The sequence below is a fragment of the Arthrobacter sp. genome (genome assembly GCF_031179385.1).
In the GTDB taxonomy this organism is placed as follows: Bacteria; Actinomycetota; Actinomycetes; order Actinomycetales; family Micrococcaceae; genus Arthrobacter_D.
In genome coordinates this window covers 1-18,511 of the sequence record NZ_JAPSHV010000021.1, presented here as the reverse complement: position 1 = coordinate 18,511, position 18,511 = coordinate 1, and the positions used below count along the sequence as shown (strand labels likewise).

Annotated in this window: 13 protein-coding genes; 6 read left to right on the top strand and 7 right to left on the bottom strand. The window is 64.5% G+C overall.

Annotated elements, in window-relative coordinates; genetic code table 11:
• Nucleotides 1–9: 9 nt before the first annotated feature.
• Nucleotides 10–1,119: a polyprenyl synthetase family protein gene (locus RIF85_RS05355; RefSeq protein WP_309070881.1), complete on the top strand. Its 1,110-nt coding sequence runs from the start codon at nucleotides 10–12 to the stop codon at nucleotides 1,117–1,119.
• A gap of 29 nt (nucleotides 1,120–1,148) precedes the next feature.
• Here RIF85_RS05355 and RIF85_RS05350 read toward each other — a convergent pair whose 3' ends face one another.
• Nucleotides 1,149–1,502: an Rv2175c family DNA-binding protein gene (locus RIF85_RS05350; protein WP_309070880.1), complete on the bottom strand. Its 354-nt coding sequence runs from the start codon at nucleotides 1,500–1,502 to the stop codon at nucleotides 1,149–1,151.
• A gap of 272 nt (nucleotides 1,503–1,774) precedes the next feature.
• Here RIF85_RS05350 and RIF85_RS05345 point away from each other — a divergent pair, with 272 nt between their 5' ends.
• Both RIF85_RS05345 and RIF85_RS05340 read left to right on the top strand, forming a co-directional pair.
• On the top strand, nucleotides 1,775–3,316 hold the full coding sequence (locus RIF85_RS05345; RefSeq protein WP_309070879.1) for a LysM peptidoglycan-binding domain-containing protein: 1,542 nt from the start codon (nucleotides 1,775–1,777) through the stop codon (nucleotides 3,314–3,316).
• Between the two features lie 96 nt (nucleotides 3,317–3,412).
• Complete coding sequence (locus RIF85_RS05340) at nucleotides 3,413–5,512, top strand: PASTA domain-containing protein (protein ID WP_309070878.1); 2,100 nt, start codon at nucleotides 3,413–3,415, stop codon at nucleotides 5,510–5,512.
• 62 nt (nucleotides 5,513–5,574) lie between these two features.
• On the opposite strand, the gene RIF85_RS05335 is transcribed toward RIF85_RS05340, so the two are convergent.
• The gene (locus RIF85_RS05335) at nucleotides 5,575–6,945 is read right to left on the bottom strand and encodes a class II 3-deoxy-7-phosphoheptulonate synthase (protein WP_309070877.1); all 1,371 of its coding nucleotides are present in this window, start codon (nucleotides 6,943–6,945) and stop codon (nucleotides 5,575–5,577) included.
• 66 nt (nucleotides 6,946–7,011) lie between these two features.
• Nucleotides 7,012–7,965 (bottom strand): lysophospholipid acyltransferase family protein, encoded by a 954-nt coding sequence (locus RIF85_RS05330; protein ID WP_309070876.1) that lies wholly within the window; start codon nucleotides 7,963–7,965, stop codon nucleotides 7,012–7,014.
• Between the two features lie 153 nt (nucleotides 7,966–8,118).
• Between RIF85_RS05330 and RIF85_RS05325 the strand changes: the two genes are divergently transcribed.
• Together RIF85_RS05325 and RIF85_RS05320 are read left to right on the top strand one after the other, a co-directional pair.
• Nucleotides 8,119–8,883 carry an alpha/beta fold hydrolase gene (locus RIF85_RS05325; RefSeq protein WP_309070875.1) on the top strand — a complete coding sequence of 255 codons (765 nt, stop codon included), beginning with the start codon at nucleotides 8,119–8,121 and terminating at the stop codon, nucleotides 8,881–8,883.
• Nucleotides 8,880–9,338 carry a hypothetical protein gene (locus RIF85_RS05320; RefSeq protein ID WP_309070874.1) on the top strand — a complete coding sequence of 153 codons (459 nt, stop codon included), beginning with the start codon at nucleotides 8,880–8,882 and terminating at the stop codon, nucleotides 9,336–9,338. Before RIF85_RS05325 ends, RIF85_RS05320 begins: the two co-directional genes overlap by 4 nt.
• A gap of 38 nt (nucleotides 9,339–9,376) precedes the next feature.
• On the opposite strand, the gene RIF85_RS05315 is transcribed toward RIF85_RS05320, so the two are convergent.
• Entirely contained in the window at nucleotides 9,377–10,507 is a 1,131-nt protein-coding gene (locus tag RIF85_RS05315; protein ID WP_309070873.1) for an ROK family glucokinase, read from the bottom strand.
• A 155-nt stretch (nucleotides 10,508–10,662) separates the two neighbouring features.
• Here RIF85_RS05315 and RIF85_RS05310 point away from each other — a divergent pair, with 155 nt between their 5' ends.
• On the top strand, nucleotides 10,663–12,483 hold the full coding sequence (locus RIF85_RS05310; RefSeq protein WP_309070872.1) for an AMP-dependent synthetase/ligase: 1,821 nt from the start codon (nucleotides 10,663–10,665) through the stop codon (nucleotides 12,481–12,483).
• 1 nt (nucleotide 12,484) lies between these two features.
• Here the strand turns inward: RIF85_RS05310 and RIF85_RS05305 are convergent, their stop codons facing one another.
• From RIF85_RS05305 to RIF85_RS05295, 3 genes are all read right to left on the bottom strand, one after another.
• On the bottom strand, nucleotides 12,485–13,897 hold the full coding sequence (locus RIF85_RS05305; protein WP_309070871.1) for a mycothione reductase: 1,413 nt from the start codon (nucleotides 13,895–13,897) through the stop codon (nucleotides 12,485–12,487).
• Nucleotides 13,898–13,900: 3 nt separating this feature from the next.
• Nucleotides 13,901–15,301, bottom strand: coding sequence for a MinD/ParA family protein (locus RIF85_RS05300; protein WP_309070870.1), 1,401 nt, complete (start codon nucleotides 15,299–15,301; stop codon nucleotides 13,901–13,903).
• 74 nt (nucleotides 15,302–15,375) lie between these two features.
• The coding region (locus tag RIF85_RS05295) for a pyruvate carboxylase (protein ID WP_309070869.1) at nucleotides 15,376–18,511 on the bottom strand (3,136 nt) is incomplete at its 5' end.

Here is an 18,511-nt window from a genome sequence, read left to right as displayed (position 1 = left end):
ACTGGGCCTATGACCGACCGTATCGCTGCTTCTTCCACGCTTATCCAGGACGAGCAGGATCGCTTCCGTCAGTCACTTACTGGAGTCACCCGGGACTTCCTTTCCGCGCAGCGCACCCTATTGGAGTCCGTATCACCGGACAGCGCCGTCCTTGTTGACGCAATTGAACGGCTGGTCGCCGGCGGGAAGAAGATGCGGCCGCTGCTGTGTTACTGGGGATGGAGGGGAGCCGGAGGAGCAACGGACGACGACGGCATCGTCACCGCAGGGATGTCCCTCGAACTGTTTCAGGCGGCCGCGCTCGTGCACGACGACATCATCGACCGGTCGGACATCAGGCGTGGTGCGCCAAGCGTGCACAAGCAGTTCGAAGGCCGCCACGATAACGGGCGCTGGCATCTCGACGCAGCGCACTTCGGCACCGGTGCGGCCATCCTCGCGGGAGATCTTTGCCTGTCACTCAGTGAGGAGGCGTTCGCTTCCATCGCCGGGGCGCCAGAGACGCTTCGCACGGCGCGAGCGATCTTCAACCGGATGCGCACGGAAGTCATGGCTGGGCAGTACCTCGACCTGCTCGAGGAAGCTGTCGGACCGGATCGGGACCCCGCTGAGGCAGCCGAACGCGCACTGGGCATCGTGCGGTTCAAATCCGCCAGGTACTCGACCGAGCATCCGCTGTGTATCGGCGGCGCCCTTGCGGGGGCAACACCGGAAGTGCTCGCCGGCTACTCGTCGTTCGCGCTTCCGCTGGGCGAGGCATTCCAGTTACGGGACGACCTGCTCGGGGTCTATGGCGACCCGGCGGTCACCGGTAAGCCCTCCGGGGATGATCTCCGCGAGGGCAAGCGGACCGTCCTGATAGCGAAAGCCTTGCAGGCCGCCAGCCCGGAGCAGAAGGACGCCCTGAATGCTGGGCTCGGGAGCACGGTGATGAGTCAGGAAGAGGTGTTCCAGCTGCAGGGAATTATCGATCAAACCGGTGCGCGAGAAGAAGTTGAAGCCCTCATAGCCGAGCGGGCGGCCACCAGCTTTCAGGCGCTGGAAGCGATACCCCTGGATGCGGTCTGCAGGGACGCACTCGGTTTCCTTGCCGAGGCCGCGGTCACGCGCACGGCCTGACGCGGCGGCCTCGCATGACGCGCAGGTGACTACCAGGCCATAGCTTGGGCACGACGGCGAATCTCCGTCTTTCGCCCTGCCTTCAGTGCATCAATGGGTCGACCCGGCAGGGACTCGTCTTCCGTGAAGAGCCAGCGGATGATCTCTTCGTCCGAGAAGCCTGAATCGCCCAGGACTGCAACGGTTCCCTTGAGGCTCTCGAGGACATGCCCATCGGTGATGAACTCTGCGGGCACAGAGCGGATGTTCCGGTCAGTGACGCGGACCGACACGAGCGCGCGCTCATTGATCAGGCCATGGACCTTGGTGATTGACAGGTCAAGCGCTTCCGCGACATCGGGAAGGGTGAGCCAATCGCCCACAAGGGTTTCCAGTGTATTCACGCCCTTAAGCGTGCCATGCCTCCGTGCTCCAACTCCACTCAGCGGCGGACCTCGGAGCGTCCAGTGGCAACACGCCAATGCTGCGCAAATACTGCGACTTTCTGAGGTGTTGTGCTACGTGGCTCATGGTGTAGATTCACATAAGTCACACAAGTAACAGTAACAACTTGTGTATCAACTGCACCAAAGGGTCTCGGGGATAACGGCGGCATCGGCTGGCGCTCCTTGCCCTGCCATGCGGGTAAGCCCGCCGATACAGATGAGGACAGACAATGACCGCCCAGCGCCCGTCATCGCCGCTGAACGTGCCAGCCGCCTGCACAACCCCGTTCAAGAACCGAGGATTAGGTATCGCGGTTTCCTCCGCCGCAATTCCGGCCGTCGTACTCTCCTCGGTTGCACTGGCGGCGCCAGCTGCAGCCGCGCCGGCCTCGAGCCACGTCGCATACCAGCCGCTGAAGACCATGCCGGCCACCAGCGCCAACTCCGCTGTGATCCCCGCTTCCCTGGTGGCAACACAGGTGCCGAAGCTTGTCCCCATGCAAAGCTCGCCCGCAACGTACGTCGTTCGCGCAGGCGACACGATCAGTGGCATTGCTGCCCGGCACGGACTCGCCATGCAGGCAGTCCTCAAGGCCAACGGTCTGACGGTCAACTCGCTCATCCACCCGGGCCAGAAGATCAAGCTCTCCGGTTCCACCGCAGCCCCTGCCAAGCAGGCAGCTCCTGTCAACCGCCAGTCGGCAGCCACCTACACCGTGAAGTCGGGCGACACACTTGGAGCGATCGCAGCCCGCCACGGAGTGAGCCTCGCGGCCGTGCTCAAGGCCAACGGGCTGTCAATGTCGTCCGTCATCCATCCCGGACAGAAGATCAAGCTCTCAGGGCCCGCCGCGGCCCCCGCGCCGAAGGCGTCCGCACCCAAGCCTGCACCCGCCTCCGGCGCCACCTATGTGGTGAAGGCCGGCGATACGCTGGGCGCCATTGCGGCCCGTCACAACGTGAGCCTAGGGTCCGTCCTCTCGGCTAACGGACTTTCGATGAACTCGATCATCCATCCAGGACAGCAGCTGAAGCTGGGGGGATCGAACGTGGCCGTTCAGACCGGCCCGAAGCCCGCAGCACCCAAGCCTGCTGCGCCGGCCGGAGGCGGGTCCTACACCATCAAGGCCGGCGACACCCTCGGCGCGATCGCAACCAGGCACGGGGTGAGCTTGAACGCGCTTCTTTCAGCGAACAAGCTGAGCGCTACAACGATCATCTATCCCGGCAAGAAGCTGACCATTCCGGGCGGAGCAAAGACACCCGCGCAACAGAAGCCCGCCGACCTTGTGCCGTCGACCTTCCTGCACTACACCTACCCGGACGCCGTGGTTGCGGAAGCCAACAAGAACAAGCACACCCTCAACAACCTTCCGGCGCCCTCACAGGCGGAGATGAAGGCGATCGTTGCAGATACTGCTCGAAAGATGGGTGTGGATCCCAGCCTGGCGCTGGCATTCTCCTACCAGGAGTCCGGCTTCAACCAGCGGGCAGTCTCCCCTGCGAACGCCATCGGCGCGATGCAGGTGATTCCGATGTCCGGCGAGTGGGCCTCTGACCTTGTCGGTCGGAAGCTGAACCTCCTGGACCCTTATGACAATGCGACCGCGGGTGTTGCGATCATCAAGGCGCTCCTGCGCAGCAGCCCGAACCAGGACATAGCCATCGCGTCCTACTACCAGGGCCAATACTCCGTCCAGACGCACGGCATGTTCTCGGACACCAAGAACTACGTCGCAGCAATCAAGGCGCACCAGAAGAACTTCCGCTAAATCCCGCCCGGGATCGCTGTTTCCAGACAGCGGCCGGCGCCCCTACCGATCTGTGTTGGTGCGGGCGCCGGCCGCTGTTTCACTTAGTATCGAAGGGTGCGGGAGAGGGCGAGAGACTCACTGGTGGACACCGTCGTGGACGGCCGTTACCTCGTGCGTTCCCGGATTGCGCGCGGCGGCATGTCCACTGTCTACCTGGCGACGGACCAGCGCCTTGAGCGGGATGTTGCGCTCAAGGTTCTTTACCCCCACCTTGCCGAGGACCAGCGCTTCCTTGAGCGGTTCGAGCGCGAAGCAAAATCTGCTGCGAGGCTGTCTCACCCGCATGTTGTGGGAGTTCTGGATCAAGGGGTGGAAGAAGGACCGGATCATGGAGTCGCCTACCTGGTCATGGAGTATGTTCCCGGCAGAACGCTCCGAGACCTTCTGAGAGAGCGCGGCCGTCTGACCCCGCGCCAGGCACTCGCCATGCTTGACCCCGTCATCGAGGGATTGGCCGCGGCCCACGACGCCGGGCTTATTCACCGGGACGTGAAGCCCGAGAATGTGCTGCTCGAGGAGCGCGGCGGGATCAAGATCGCCGATTTCGGGCTCGCCCGAGCAGTGTCCGCAGGAACCAATACCGGCACCCTCGTCGGCACGGCGGCGTACTTGCCGCCGGAATTGATGACCGGAGGGACAGCGGACGCCCGCAGCGACATCTATTCGGCCGGTATCATGCTTTTCGAACTTCTTACGGGCACGCAGCCTTACCAGGGAGATGCCCCCATTCGGGTTGCGTTCCAGCACGTGAACTCGCGAGTTCCAGCGCCTTCCACCAGAGTGCCTGGGCTGGCCGAAGACCTCGACGAACTGGTTCTCTGGTGCACCGCCGTCGACCCCGAGAAACGCCCCGTCGATGGACATTCCCTACTCGGCGAACTGCGCCATATCAGGACTACACTCACCGACGCCGAACTCGACCTGGGCAGCGAGCACCAGCATGAACCCGCAGCGTCCGGAAAGTTCTTGGATTCCGGCGGCGACGCTCACACGGAAGTCATTTCCGGTCCATACTCCGCCACTGAGGTAGTCGGACCCTCGCATCCCACTGAAGCCATTGGCGGATCAGGGTCCCCCACCACCGTGCTGGGCAAAGGCTCACACCCCACGACCGTATTCGATTCGGTTCCAGCCGCAGGCCCAAAGCCCGAACAGCAACCCGACCCGGCTGCTCGGGAGAAGCTTGCAGCCAGGGACTTCAAGGCGCACCAGAAAGAGCGGGCAAAAGCTGCACAGCGACCGCAGAAAGCATTGCGGCCGGGTAATGGTCGCCGTCGCAGCGCACTGCTGATCGCCTTTCTCGCCCTTCTGGCACTGCTGGCCGCCGCAGCCGGCTGGTTCCTCGGAACAGGTCCTGGCGCGCTCGTAACCGTACCGGACGTTTCCAACCGCCCGCTGAGCGTCGCGCAGGCCCTTCTTTCCCAGGTCGGCCTGTCCTCAAGGGCCGAGCAGGTCCACTCGGACGCAGTGGCTGAGGGACTCGTCATCACGAGTGAGCCGCAACCAGCAGCCGCAGTGCGGCCGTGGGAAGAGATCGCGCTGATCGTATCGCGGGGCCCAGAACTCTTCGCGGTTCCCGAGGTGTCCGGCCTCGCTGAGGCGACAGCAGCGGCTTCGCTCGTGGCTGCAGGTTTCGACGTCGGAGAGGTGACACGCCAGTTCAGCAGCTCCGTCGGCGAAGGGGAGGTCATCGCCACTACCCCGGCGGGAGGCGAGACAGTCCCGGCGGGCACCGCCATTGGCCTCGTCGTATCGCAGGGACCTGAACCGGTTGCGGTTCCCCCGGTGGTGGGTCTGCCTGAGGAAGAAGCCCTCAGCGCGCTGGAGGATGCAGGATTGGCCGGTGAGATCGCCCCGGAGGCAGTCAACGACGCAGAGGTACCGGCGGGTTCCGTCCTGTCGCAGAGTCCGTCCGACGGTCAGCTCCGGCCGGGAGAAACGGTCACGCTCACGCTATCCGCGGGTCCCCGGATCATCGAGGTTCCGGATGTCTTCTCCCAGCCGGAGGCAGAAGCGATTGCGGCGCTCGAGGAGGCCGGATTCACTGTCGAAGTGGACTACGCCTTTGGCAGGCCGGTTCTTGGACTGGTCGCCGGCCAGGACCTCACGGGTGAACACCCTGAGGGTTCAACGGTCACCATAACGGTTACCTGACAGGAGCCAAACGGCTACAGCGGCGGCTTCTGCCGTTTGGCTCCTGTCACTGGCAGAGACCGTCAGCGCCGTGAGAGCGCGCCGGCCACGAGGAAGGCCATCTCCAGGGACTGCATGTGGTTCAACCGGGGATCGCACACCGACTCATACCGGTCGAGGAAGGCTTCCTGGTCGATCGGATCCGCCCCGCCCAGGCACTCGGCGACATCGTCACCCGTCATCTCCACGTGGAGCCCACCGGGGAAGGTGCCGAGCGCGTTGTGCACCTCGAAGAATCCCCGGACCTCGTCCATGACGTCGTCGAAGTTGCGGGTCTTGTACCCATTCGGGGAAGTGACCGTATTGCCGTGCATCGGGTCCGTCACCCACAGAACCTGGGCCCCGGACTCCGTGACCCGCGACACCAGGTTGGGAAGCTTCTCCCGGATGTTCTTGGCGCCCATGCGTGTGATGAAAGTGAGGCGGCCGGGCTCACGGTTCGGGTCCAGCTTGTCGATGAGCGCCAATGCGTCATCAGGGGACGTGCCGGGACCGAGCTTTACGCCGATCGGGTTGCGGACCCGTGAAAGGAAGTCGATGTGTGCGCCGTCGATGTCACGGGTGCGCTCCCCGATCCACAGGAAGTGTGCGGACGTGTCATAGGGCAGTCCCGTGCGGGAGTCCGTCCGTGTCAACGCACGTTCGTATTCGAGGAGCAGTGCCTCGTGGCTCGCAAAAAACTCGACGCGCGTCAGCGCGTCGAAGTCCGCGCCGCAGGCTTCCATGAAGCGGACAGCCCGGTCAATCTCGCGCGCGAGTGACTCATAGCGCGAATGCGCGGGGTTCGCGGTGAAGCCCTTGTTCCAATGATGAACAAGACGAAGATCCGCGAAACCTCCCTGCGTGAACGCCCGGATGAGGTTCAACGTCGATGCCGAGGTGTGGTAGGCGCGCACCATACGGGATGCGTCATGGCCCCGGCTCTCCGGAGTGAAGTCGTACCCGTTCACCATGTCGCCCCGATAGGCCGGCAGGGTTACTCCTTCGCGTGTTTCGTCATTCGAGGAACGCGGCTTGGCGAACTGCCCGGCCATGCGACCCATCTTGATGACAGGAAGTGACGCACCATAGGTAAGCACCACTGCCATCTGCAGAATGGTCTTCACACGCGCGCTGATCTTGTCCGCTGTAGCGCCGTCGAAGGTTTCCGCGCAGTCGCCTCCCTGCAGGAGAAACGCCTTCCCCTGGGCTGCCGCCGCCAGCCTTTCCCGAAGCACATCCACCTCGCCGGCGAAGACCAGTGGAGGCAGGGTGGACAGCTCATTCATCGCGGTCCGGTGCACCGCAGAGTCCTGCCAGCTGGGCTGCTGGGAGATGCTGAGCTCCCGCCACTTGTCCAGACCGTGGTCGGCTGTTGCTGAAGGGGACGCTGAGGTCACGGTTGTTTCGGTCACTGCTTAAGCCTAATGGCTTCGCCGCACGACGGCGGACTCCCCTGTCATCCGAAGGCTTCCGTACCGTCACATAGCCCGGCTGCTGGGATCCCCTTCGTGCTTTGCCTTTGCTCTTTTGGCACGAGCAGGTGTCTTTGGAGGGTCGCCGGCTTCTCCAGCCTCTCGCCCGATCGTGCGGACTTCGCCGGGCAAAGGGCTTTCGGCGCTCGGCGGCAGTGAGGTGTCCAACGGCGACGGCGCCGCCGGTGCGGGCACTGAACCTTCCAGCCGAACAGCTGCCTGGCGGGACGGGTCTGCTGCACGTTCCGGCTTCTTTGCCGCCTTCTTGCCTGCGGTCTTCGCACTGGCAAGACGTTCCTTGACACTGCTGGCGTAAACGTCGACGTACTCCTGGCCGGAGAGCCTCATCAGGGCGTACATAATTTCGTCAGTGACGGAGCGCTGGATGAAACGGTCGTCTCCCATTCCGGCATAACGCCGGAAATCCATCGGCTCCCCGATGATGATTCCTACCCGGCGGATGTTCGGAAGACGCCGGCCGATGGGCTGGACTTTATCCGTACCGATCATCGCTACAGGAATGACTGGAACGCCGGTCGCAAGGATCAATTTGGCCACACCGGTCTTGCCCCGGTACAGCCTGCCATCCGGGCTGCGGGTGCCTTCCGGATAAATGCCGAGTATCCCGCCGGACTTCAGGATCTCCTCGCCTGCGGAGAGCGACGTCGCAGATGCGGCACCGCCGGAGCGGTCCATCGGCAGCTGGTTGCTGAGCCGGAAGAACATGGCGGTGAGCTTGCCCTTCAGGCCTTTGCCGGTGAAGTACTCCGACTTGGCGAGGAAGACCACCGGCCGAGGCACAGCCAGGGGCAGGAAGATTGAGTCGGAGAAGGATAGATGGTTACTCACGATGACAGCGGCACCGGTAGCGGGAATGTTGTCCAGGCCCTTGACCCATGGCCTGAACAGGAGATTCACAATGGGACCTATAAAGATCCGCTTCATGATCCAGTAGAACACTCTGCCAGCCTTCCTGCGTGGATGTTCCGATTATCTGGAAACAGGCAATAACCATGCGTTCCGCAAACGGGCTTCTCGGAACACTACTCTACGGGCGGACGGTGTGCCGGGCGCCACTGGCAGTGGACCGGACACGGTGACACCATTGGAATCATGACGGTCGATACCGCACTTGCAGCGTACTCGTCTCCGGGTTCGGGCAGGAATGCGCGGATCGGAGTGATACTCAGCCATGGCTTTACGGGTTCGCCGGCGAGCATGATCGGGTGGGCACAGCACCTGGCAAACCAGGGCTACGCAGTGAAGCTACCCCTGCTTGCGGGTCACGGCACCACTTGGCAGGAACTGGCCAGAACACCGTGGCAGCACTGGTATGAGGGCATTGATGCCGCTTACCGGCAACTCGCCCAGGACACCGACGCCGTGGTCGTAGCCGGTTTGTCCATGGGTGGGGCGCTCGCTCTGAGGCTGGCGGCGCTGGAGTCGGTGGCGGGCGTCGTCGTCGTCAATCCTGGGCTCACCATTGCCGACCCACGCGCCCGCTATGTGGGCGTGCTGAAGTATCTCCTCCGGTCTGTCCCATCAATCGGGAACGACATCAGAAAGGAAGGCATGGACGAGCGCGCCTACGCCCGGACTCCGGTTGCGGCCGTCCACCAGCTCGCGCGCCTCTTTCGTGACACCACCGAACGGCTCCCACAGGTTACGGCTCCGACCCTGGTGTTCCGGTCGAACATCGACCGGATTGTTCCCGAAAGCAGCCTGGAAGTTCTACAGCGGCGCATCGGGAGTGCAGACTTGGAGATAATACGGTTGGAGAACAGTTACCACGTGGCCACCATGGACCACGACCAGGAGCTCATCTTCGAACGCTCCGCAGCATTCATCAAGCACGTGACAGCAGGTATCACCGCATGAGTCCACGAGCCCAGGACCCTAACGAGTCTACTGACGACGCCGTGTGGCAAGACCTCGTCGCGCGGCTGGAAGAAACGCCGAGCAGCGAGTTGCCCGAGCGGCCCTCCTCCGACCCCGCGCCCTCGGCGGAGGAGCGCGTACGGGCGATCTTCGAGGCTCAGCGCACCCCGACTCCCGCAGGTCCCCGCGATCACACCGCGCCGGATGATGACGACGACGGATCATTCCGGCCGCCCGAACCTCCCGCCCTCGGCGTGGGAGATCCCTTGGTGGTGCTTGCCTGGGTGGGTGCCGTGGGCAGCCCCATAGCCCTGGTGCTGATTGCGATGTTCTGGCGTTCCGCCTCCAGCACCATGATGCTGGGCATCGTGGCGGTTTTCATCGCGAGCGTCACCTTCCTGATCTTCCGTCTTCCGAAGACGCGGGATTACGACGACGACGGCGCCGAGGTCTAGCTTCGAGGTTCAGCTGCGAGGTCTGGCTGCGCCCTTGCCTAGCGCCGCTCACTGGGGCGTCCTGAGGGCGGGGTTCCATATGCCCGGCCCAGCAGCGGGCGGTGCCGGATGCGGGAAAGATCAGCCGCGCCCACCAGGCCGGCCTCGGGGCCGAGGGCCGCCGCCGTAATTCGTGCAGCGGGACGAAACCCGCGTCCGGTGAGATTTCGCTCGAATGCGCGCCGCGCCGGTTCTATCAGGAGCTGCCCGGCCGCCCCGAGCCCGCCACCGATGACAAACGTCCCGGGATCGAGCGCCGCACCCAGGTTGGCGAGGCCGAGACCGAGCCACTGCCCGACGTCGTCGATCAGCTCACGGCACACAGGGTCGCCCTGCAGCGCCAGGCGGGTGACCACTGTGCCGGTGATGGCGTCGACGTTGCCGTTCACCTCATGCAGCAGGGTCTGCGCAACCGGAGAATTGGCGGTCGCAAGCTCGCGGGCCTCCCGCCCGAGCGCGTTGCCTGAGGCGTACTGTTCCCAGCAGCCCCTGTTGCCGCACTCGCAGCGATGCCCGTTGGGAACGATGATCTGGTGACCGAATTCCCCCGCCACTCCGTGACGGCCTCGCTCGAGTACACCGTCCATGATCATCGCGCCACCGATTCCGGTACCGAGAGTGATGAGCACGAGCCGCGATTCGCCCCGGCCCGCGCCGAAACGCCATTCGGCCCACGCTGCCGCGTCCGCGTCATTGAGCACCGTAACGCGCCGTCGCAGGGCCTTTTCGAGATTCGCTCTCAACGGTTCGTTGCGCCACGCCAGGTGAGGGCTGAACAGCACGGTTCCGTTGTCCAGATCCATCCACCCGGCCGCTCCGATACCCACCGAGCGGATGCGCCGACCTCGTCCGAGCTCGCGCACCAGGTCCACGATCACCGCTTCGACCGCCCTCGGATCCTGCCCGGGGGTTTCCCTGCGGGCGGAGGCGATGATTGCACCGGTGGGGTCGACGACGCCGGCAGCCACCTTGGTGCCGCCGATATCGATGCCTATGGCGAGCCCACGCGCGCGCAGCGGGCGGGCAGCGTAACGTGAGCTCGCAGCCTGCGGCGCCCGAAGTGGGCGTCGCGTGCCGGCCCCGGCGCGAAATCGGTCGGCCAGGAGACCCTCTTCTGGTTCCGTCTGCATGGAGCCGGCCTCCCGCCGTCGTACTGGGACTGCGCCGTCCTGAACGCAAGCTTTACCGTTACCGTTTTGTACATTACTGGAGAGTAAGAACGCCTGCGGAAAAGCTATAGGCTAGGAACGTCTCACGGATGTGACGAAGATCAAAGGAGATTCCTGTGCGCGAATTCAGCGTTCCGGCCAAAGTGCAGGTCCCCCGGGACAGCAACACCACTCATCTGGTGATGAAGCAGGCTGAGAAGGCAAGCAATCCTGCCCTGTTTGCCACCAAGGATGCCTCCGGGCAGTGGTCCGATATCCGGGCAACGGACTTCCTCTCCGACGTCCGCCGAATTGCCAAGGGTCTGATGGCTTCAGGCGTCGGCGCCGGCGACCGCGTGGCCATCATGGCGCGCACGCGGTACGAATGGGCGCTGGTGGACTTCGCGGTGTGGTTTGCGGGCGGAGTGTCGGTGCCGGTCTACGAGACCTCCTCTCCGTCGCAGGTTGCCTGGATCCTTGGCGACTCAGGCGCCGTGGCCGCTTTTGTCGAGTCGGGGCGGCATGAGAACGTGGTCCGCCAGGCCGTCGCCTCGGCGAATCTCGAGGGATTCCGGGACGTGTGGCAGTTCGACGGTGGTGGCCTGGACACGCTCCGGGAGACTGGAACCGGCATTGACGACGCGGCGCTCGAGGAACGCCGCCTTATCGCGGGCCTGGACGACGTCGCAACCATCATCTACACCTCGGGGACCACTGGAAAGCCAAAGGGTTGCGAGCTGACGCACGGCAACTTCGTGGAGCTTTCCGAGAACGCCGCCGAGTCGCTGCCGGAGGTGGCCCACGAGGGCGCACAGACCATCATGTTCCTTCCCATGGCGCACGTCTTCGCCCGATTCATCTCCGTGCTGTGCGTGGCTGCAGGCGCCACCGTTGCCCACACTCCCGATGTGAAGAACCTGCTCCCGGATCTGCAGAGCTACAAGCCGAGCTTCATCCTCGCGGTCCCCCGCGTCTTCGAGAAGGTCTACAACAACTCGATGCTCAAGGCCGAGGACAGCGGGAAAGGCAAGATCTTCCACGCCGGTGCCGACGTCGCCATCGCCTGGTCAAAGGCGGATCAGGCGGGCAAGGTGGGCCTCGGGCTGAAGGTCAAGCATGCCATCTTCGACAAGCTCCTCTACGGCAAGATCCGGACGGCCATGGGTGGGCGGGTGCAACACGCCGTGTCCGGCGGCGCACCTCTTGGCGACCGCCTCGGTCACTTCTTCCACGGCATCGGGCTCATGGTCCTTGAAGGATACGGACTGACCGAGACCACCGCACCGATCTCCGTGAACACGCCGCAGAAAATCAAGATCGGCACCGTCGGAGCTCCCCTCCCGGGCAACGCGGTCAAGATCGCTGATGACGGTGAGATCCTCGCCAAGGGCGTGTGCGTCCTGAAGGGTTACTTCAAGCGCCCTGACCTGACGGAGGAAGCCTTCACGGACGGCTGGTTCCACACCGGAGACATCGGCCAGCTCGACGACGACGGTTTCCTGAGCATCACCGGGCGCAAAAAGGAAATCATCGTGACCGCCGGTGGAAAGAACGTCATCCCCGCACAGTTGGAGGACACCATCCGTGCCAACGCCCTGGTCTCCCAGTGCGTTGTCGTCGGAGACCAGCGTCCGTTCATCTCCGCGCTGATCACGCTGGACGAGGAGGCGCTGCCCGGGTGGCTGGAGCGGCACGACCTTCCGGCCAACACCACCATGGCCGAGGCTGCGCGCCATTCCGCGGTGCAGGCCGAGATTCAGTCCCTGATTGATTCGGCGAACGAGTCGGTCTCGCAGGCTGAAGCCATCAAGGTGTTCCGCATTGTTGAGCAGGACTTCACGGAGGCGAGCGGCCATCTCACCCCGTCGATGAAGATCAAGCGAGCCCAAGTGCTCAAGGACTACTCCTCTGTGGTCGAGGAGATCTACTCCCAGCCGCGCGTGCAGCCCGCCGGATAGGTCAGGTGGAGGGCGCCTTCAGCGAAAGCAGGGCGTTCTCCACCACCTCGGTGAGGGCCGGATGTATCCAGTACTGGCCGCGGGCCATCGTGAAAGCGTCCAGGCCGAAGTGCATCGCCTGAATGATGGGCTGAATCAGGTTCGACGCTTCGTGCCCCATTATGTGAGCGCCGAGGATCATGCCTGTGTCTTCCTCCGCCAGGATTTTCACAATCCCTGTTGTGTCTTCCATGGCCCAGCCGTAGGCGGTTGACCCGTACTGCTGGACCGCCACAGCAACCCGTGAGCCGGTTTTCTCAGCCCGTTCCAGCGCCTGTTCCTCGGTAAGGCCCACAGTAGCGATCTGCGGGCGCGTGAACACAGCGGCCGGAACGTAGCGATGATCTGCAGCATGAAGCGCATCAGGGTGGAGCAGATTGTGCGAGACAACCCGGGCTTCGTGGTTCGCCACGTGCTTGAGCTGGAAGGCGCTGGAAATGTCTCCGAGCGCCCACACGCCCGCAACCGGCTCACCCTGGCGCAGCACCCGCTGGAATGCATCGACCGCGACCCGTCCGTCATCGGTCAGATCGAAACCAATATCCCCTGCTCCCACCCGGTCGCTGTTGGGTGTACGCCCGGTCGCAACAAGCACGACGTCGGCCTCCACCGCCGTCTCGGACCCATCCGGACGCGTCAGCGTCGCCGTCACGGATCTGTCACCGTTGCTGTCCACCCGCCGGACCTGGTGTTTGGTCAGAAGATCCCATTGGGATCGGGCGAGCTCTGTGAAGCGTTCAGAGATCGTATCGTCGAGGGCCCGGAGCATCCGGTCAGATCGCACAGCCAGGGTCACCTCGGTGCCGAGCGAGGAAAAGATATGCGCAAACTCCGCCCCAATGTAACCACCGCCGACGATGAGCATGCGCTGTGGTAGCTCGCTCAGCCGCATGACGGTGTCGGACGTGTGGATTTGCGGCAGGTCGAGTCCGGGAATGTCCGGCGTTACCGCGCGGGAGCCTGCTGCTATGACCACCTGGTCGGCCGTAACGACATCACCTGAATCGGTGACGAGGGTGCGGTCGTCGGTGAAACGGACGTCCTCCTCGATCAGGTCGACGTGGTCGAGTTCATCGGCCCTGTAGACCCTGCCCGCTTCCGAGATGCTGTCGATCCTGGTGAAGACCCGGTCGCGCAGGTCCGCCCACCTCGTCGCCGTGTGCTGAAGGTCGACGCCCAGCCGGGCGCCGTCGTCGGCTGCACGCGCGAGGTCTGCGGGATAAACGAGCATCTTCGTGGGGATGCATCCCACGTTCAGACACGTTCCACCGAACGTTCCGCCCTCGATGATCGCAATCTTCTTGTCATCCCATTCGGGAGTGATGATCGTGTTCCCGGAGCCGGAACCGATGATCGCCAGGTCGTAGTGAACCACGAATCAGTGCAACTGATCCACGACGAGCGCGGCGAGCTCCACCACGGCTTCCCGCGTCTTGGGCTGAAGTTTCGAGAGATCCACGCGGGAGCCCTCCGCAAGGTGACGGTCGTACGGGATGCGTACAACGGTGCTGACGCGGGAGCGGAAGTGCTCCTCGATCTCCTGCACATTGACGTCGGTGCGGTTCCCGGAGGACATATTGACGACGACGATCGCCTTCTCGACGAGGTCATGCCGACCATGAGCTTCAAGCCAGGACAGTGTCTCTGATGCCAGTCGCGCTTCGTCAACGCTGCCGCCGGACACGAGTACCACGGCGTCTGCCTTCTCCAGTGTTCCCTTCATGACCGAGTGGACCATGCCGGTGCCGGAGTCGGTGAGGACGATGGAGTAGTACCGGCCGAGAATATCGGTGACGGCGCGGTAATCGGCGTCATCAAAAGCCTGGGCGATCGCCGGGTCGGTGTCCGAGGCGAGCACGTGCAGCCGAGAGCCGTCCCGGGCAACGTAGCTCGACAGTTGGGCGAAGGAGTCCACCATGAACCGGTTCTGCACGAGCTGACGTGCGGTGAACTCTGCCTTGCCGGGTGACCGGTCGGAGAGGGTGCCGCGGTCCGGATTGGCGTCCATGGCGATGATGCGGTCCTCGCGGATGTCAGCGAGGGCCATGCCGAGCAGGGTGGTCACGGTGGTCTTACCGACTCCGCCCTTTCGGGAAAGCACGGGAACATACCGGGTCCGCTCCCCCAACCGCACGCTGACCCGGTGCTCGAGCGCGCGGTGGATGCGGACGGCGTCGGAATCGCCCACATTCACGTAGCCGAAAGTCGCCTTGTACAGCCACAGCCGCCAGCCGCCGATCGGTGCGCGCTGCTGCGAGGTCAGCAACCGGTCAGCAGTCAGCGACGACGCCGGTTCCGGTCCTTCTTCCTTGTTCCTGCGTGCGCTACGGTCCGGGGCGGTCGGTTGCTCTTCCGCTGGAGCCGGCGATACCTCAGGTGCACGGCCCGTGGAGGGCATCCAGCCTGCAACGTCGTCGCCCTCGGAGAGGCGGATGTCGCTGTCCGCAATCGTCAGCGCCGAAGGGTCAGTGGGGTGCTGTCCCGGGAACTGGCCTTCCGTTGCGGGCGTGATCCCGATGTGGGGCAGGCGATCAGGCAGCGGGGCCTGGACCACAGCGGGACCGGGCAGCTCGGCGCTGCCCGGCTCCGCGGCGTCGTCCTCTGAACTGAGCGTGAGCTCTTCCGCAGCTTCCGCGGCGTCTGCGCTGGAACCGCTCGGGGCTTCCGTCCCGGCCATTCCGGCTTCCGCCTTGTCCTGACCGGTCACGGTTTGACCGGGCTCCTGGGGAACCAAGGGCTCCTCCGTGGACTGTTCTGCCGGCTTCTTCTCGTTCGCCATGGTTCCTCACGCTTGGATGTCGCCCGTAGCTGGTGCTGCAGGTGGATTCTGCATCACCTTAGCGTAGGCCCGATTCAGGCGCGGTCGATCACTAGCAGGAGATCTCCGCCCTGCACCTGTTCGATGGCGCCGATTGCCACCCGCTTGACTGTTCCGCCCACGCTGGTGGTGATCCCGGCCTCCATCTTCATCGCTTCGATGGTCGCTACGGTGTCGCCGGCCTGGACAGTATCGCCCTCGGCAACGCCGAGGGTCACTGCACCGGCGAACGGGGCGGCGACATGACCCGGCTGCGACGGATCGGCCTTCTCGGCCGCCTTGACGTCGGTGTGGACGCTGCGGTCGCGGACGACGACGGGACGCATCTGCCCGTTCAGCGTGCACATCACGGTGCGCATGCCCTTCTCGTCGACGTCGGAGACGGCTTCGAGCGTAGCGATCAGGCGGACGCCCTTCTCCAGCTGGATGACGTGCTCGCTGCCCTGCTGAAGCCCGTACAGGTAGTCGCGGGTGTCCAGGACAGAGACGTCGCCGAAGGTGTTCCGGGTGGTCTGGAAGTCCTTGGTAGGCCCGGCGAACAGGAGCCGGTTCAGCGTGGCACGCCGGGTTGCTGAATCGGCGGCCAAGGCCTCCTGGTCCTCGGGGGCAAGGTCAACGTCGCGGACCTTGACCGTGCGGCCCTGAAGCGCCTTGGTCCGGAAGGGCTCAGGCCAGCCTCCGGGCGGGTCCCCAAGTTCGCCGCTGAGGAAGCCGATGACTGAGTCCGGGATGTCGTAGTTCTGCGGGTTCTCCTCGAACGCTTTCGGGTCCACGTTGGATCCCACGAGCTGGAGGGCCAGATCGCCCACAACCTTCGACGACGGAGTGACCTTCACGAGCCTGCCGAGCATGCGGTCGGCCGCCGTGTACATGTCTTCGACGGCTTCGAACCGCTCACCAAGACCGAGGGCAATGGCCTGCTGGCGGAGGTTGGACAGCTGGCCCCCAGGGATCTCGTGGCGGTAGACGCGGCCTGTCGGCCCGGGCAGGCCGGACTCGAACGGTGCGTACACGCGGCGCACGGCCTCCCAGTAGGGCTCAAGCGAGCTGACGTCCTCCAGCGACATTCCGGTGTCGCGTTCGGTGTGCGCAAGGGCCGCGACCAGCGCCGACGCGGAAGGCTGGCTGGTGGTCCCGGCGAGTGAGGCGCTGGCGACGTCGACGGCGTCGACTCCCGCATTCGAGGCCGCCAGCAACGTGGCCAGCTGGCCGCCTGCGGTGTCGTGGGTGTGCAGGTGAACCGGCAGGTCGAACCGCTCGCGCAGAGCGGTCACGAGCTTCGCGGCTGCCGCAGGACGCAGCAGGCCCGCCATGTCCTTGATGGCAAGGATGTGGGCGCCGGCGTCGACGATGCGCTGCGCCAACTCCAGGTAGTAATCCAGCGTGTAGAGCTTCTCGGCCGGATCCAGCATGTCCGAGGTGTAGCACAGGGCTACCTCGGCGACGGCGGTTCCCGTTGCGCGGACGGCGCGGATGGCCGGCTCCATCTGGGAGACATCGTTAAGCGCATCGAAGATGCGGAAGATGTCGATACCGGTGGCAGCGGCTTCCTGCACGAAAGCTTCGGTGACCGCTTCGGGGTACGGGGTGTAGCCCACCGTGTTGCGGCCACGCAGGAGCATCTGCAGACAGATGTTCGGCATTTCCTTACGGAGCGCGGCCAGCCGCTCCCAAGGGTCTTCGCCCAGGAAGCGAAGGGCGACGTCGTACGTGGCACCGCCCCAAGCCTCCACCGACAGAAGCCCCGGCATCTTGGCCGAGACAGCCTTGCCCGCCGCCACAAGATCACGGGTCCGGACCCGTGTCGCCAAGAGGGACTGGTGGGCATCGCGGAAGGTCGTGTCGGTGACAGCGAGGGCGTTCTGCGCACGCAGCTCGGCCGCGAAACCCTCCGGGCCCAGCTCCTGGAGCCGCTGACGCGATCCCGGTCGCTGCTCCGATTCGGCGACGACAGGCAGCTTCTCAGCCGGGTCGAGCTCCACCGTGAGCTCCCCGTTCGGCTTGTTGACCGTGACGTCGGCCAGCCAGTTCAGCAGCTTGGTGCCACGGTCCGCAGGTACGCGGGCGGTCAGCAGTTCGGGGCGCTCATCAATGAAGGAGGTAGCGACATCGCCGGCGATGAACGCCGGATCGTCCAGAACCGACTGAAGGAAGGAGATGTTCGTGGATACGCCCCGCACGCGGAACTCGGCAAGGGCACGACGTGCCCTGCGGACCGCGGACTCGTAGTCGCGGCCACGGCACGTGAGCTTGACCAGCATCGAGTCGAAGTGAGGACTGATTTCAGCACCCGCGTACACGGTTCCACCATCCAGTCGCACACCAGCGCCGCCGGCGGACCGGTATGCGGTGATTTTCCCGACGTCAGGACGGAACCCGTTGGCGGGATCCTCCGTGGTGATCCGGGACTGCAGGGCGGCACCCCGCAACCGCACGCTCTCCTGCGACAGACCCAGGTCGGCCAGGGTCTCCCCCGCCGCGATGCGCAGCTGCGACTGGACAAGGTCGACGTCGGTGACTTCCTCGGTCACGGTGTGCTCGACCTGGATGCGGGGATTCATCTCGATGAAAACGTGCTGTCCGGCGCGTTCACCGACGGTGTCGACGAGGAACTCGACCGTGCCGGCGTTGACATAGTTCAGTTCCTTCGCGAACGCTACGGCGTCGCGGTAGAGCGCCTGGCGGATGTTCTCGTCCAGGTTCGGTGCCGGCGCAATCTCGATGACCTTCTGGTGGCGGCGCTGCAGGGAACAGTCACGTTCGAAGAGGTGCATGACGTTGCCCTCGGCGTCAGCCAGGATCTGGACCTCGATGTGGCGGGGACGCAGCACGGCCTGCTCAAGGAACATGGTCGGGTCGCCGAACGCCGAGTCTGCCTCCCGCATCGCCGATTCAAGCGCTTCACGAAGGTTCTCGCGGTTGTCGACGCGGCGCATGCCGCGACCTCCGCCGCCTGCAACGGCCTTCGCGAAGATCGGGAACCCGATCTCATCAGCCGCCGCAATCAGCTCCTCAAGATCGGAACTCGGCTTCGAGGACTTCAGAACGGGAATGCCTGCCTTGCGCGCCGCTTCCAGGGCACGGACCTTGTTCCCGGCAAGTTCCAGCACTTCGGCCGGAGGACCGACGAACGTGATGCCGGCGTCGGCGGCCGCGCGCGCCAGGTTCGGG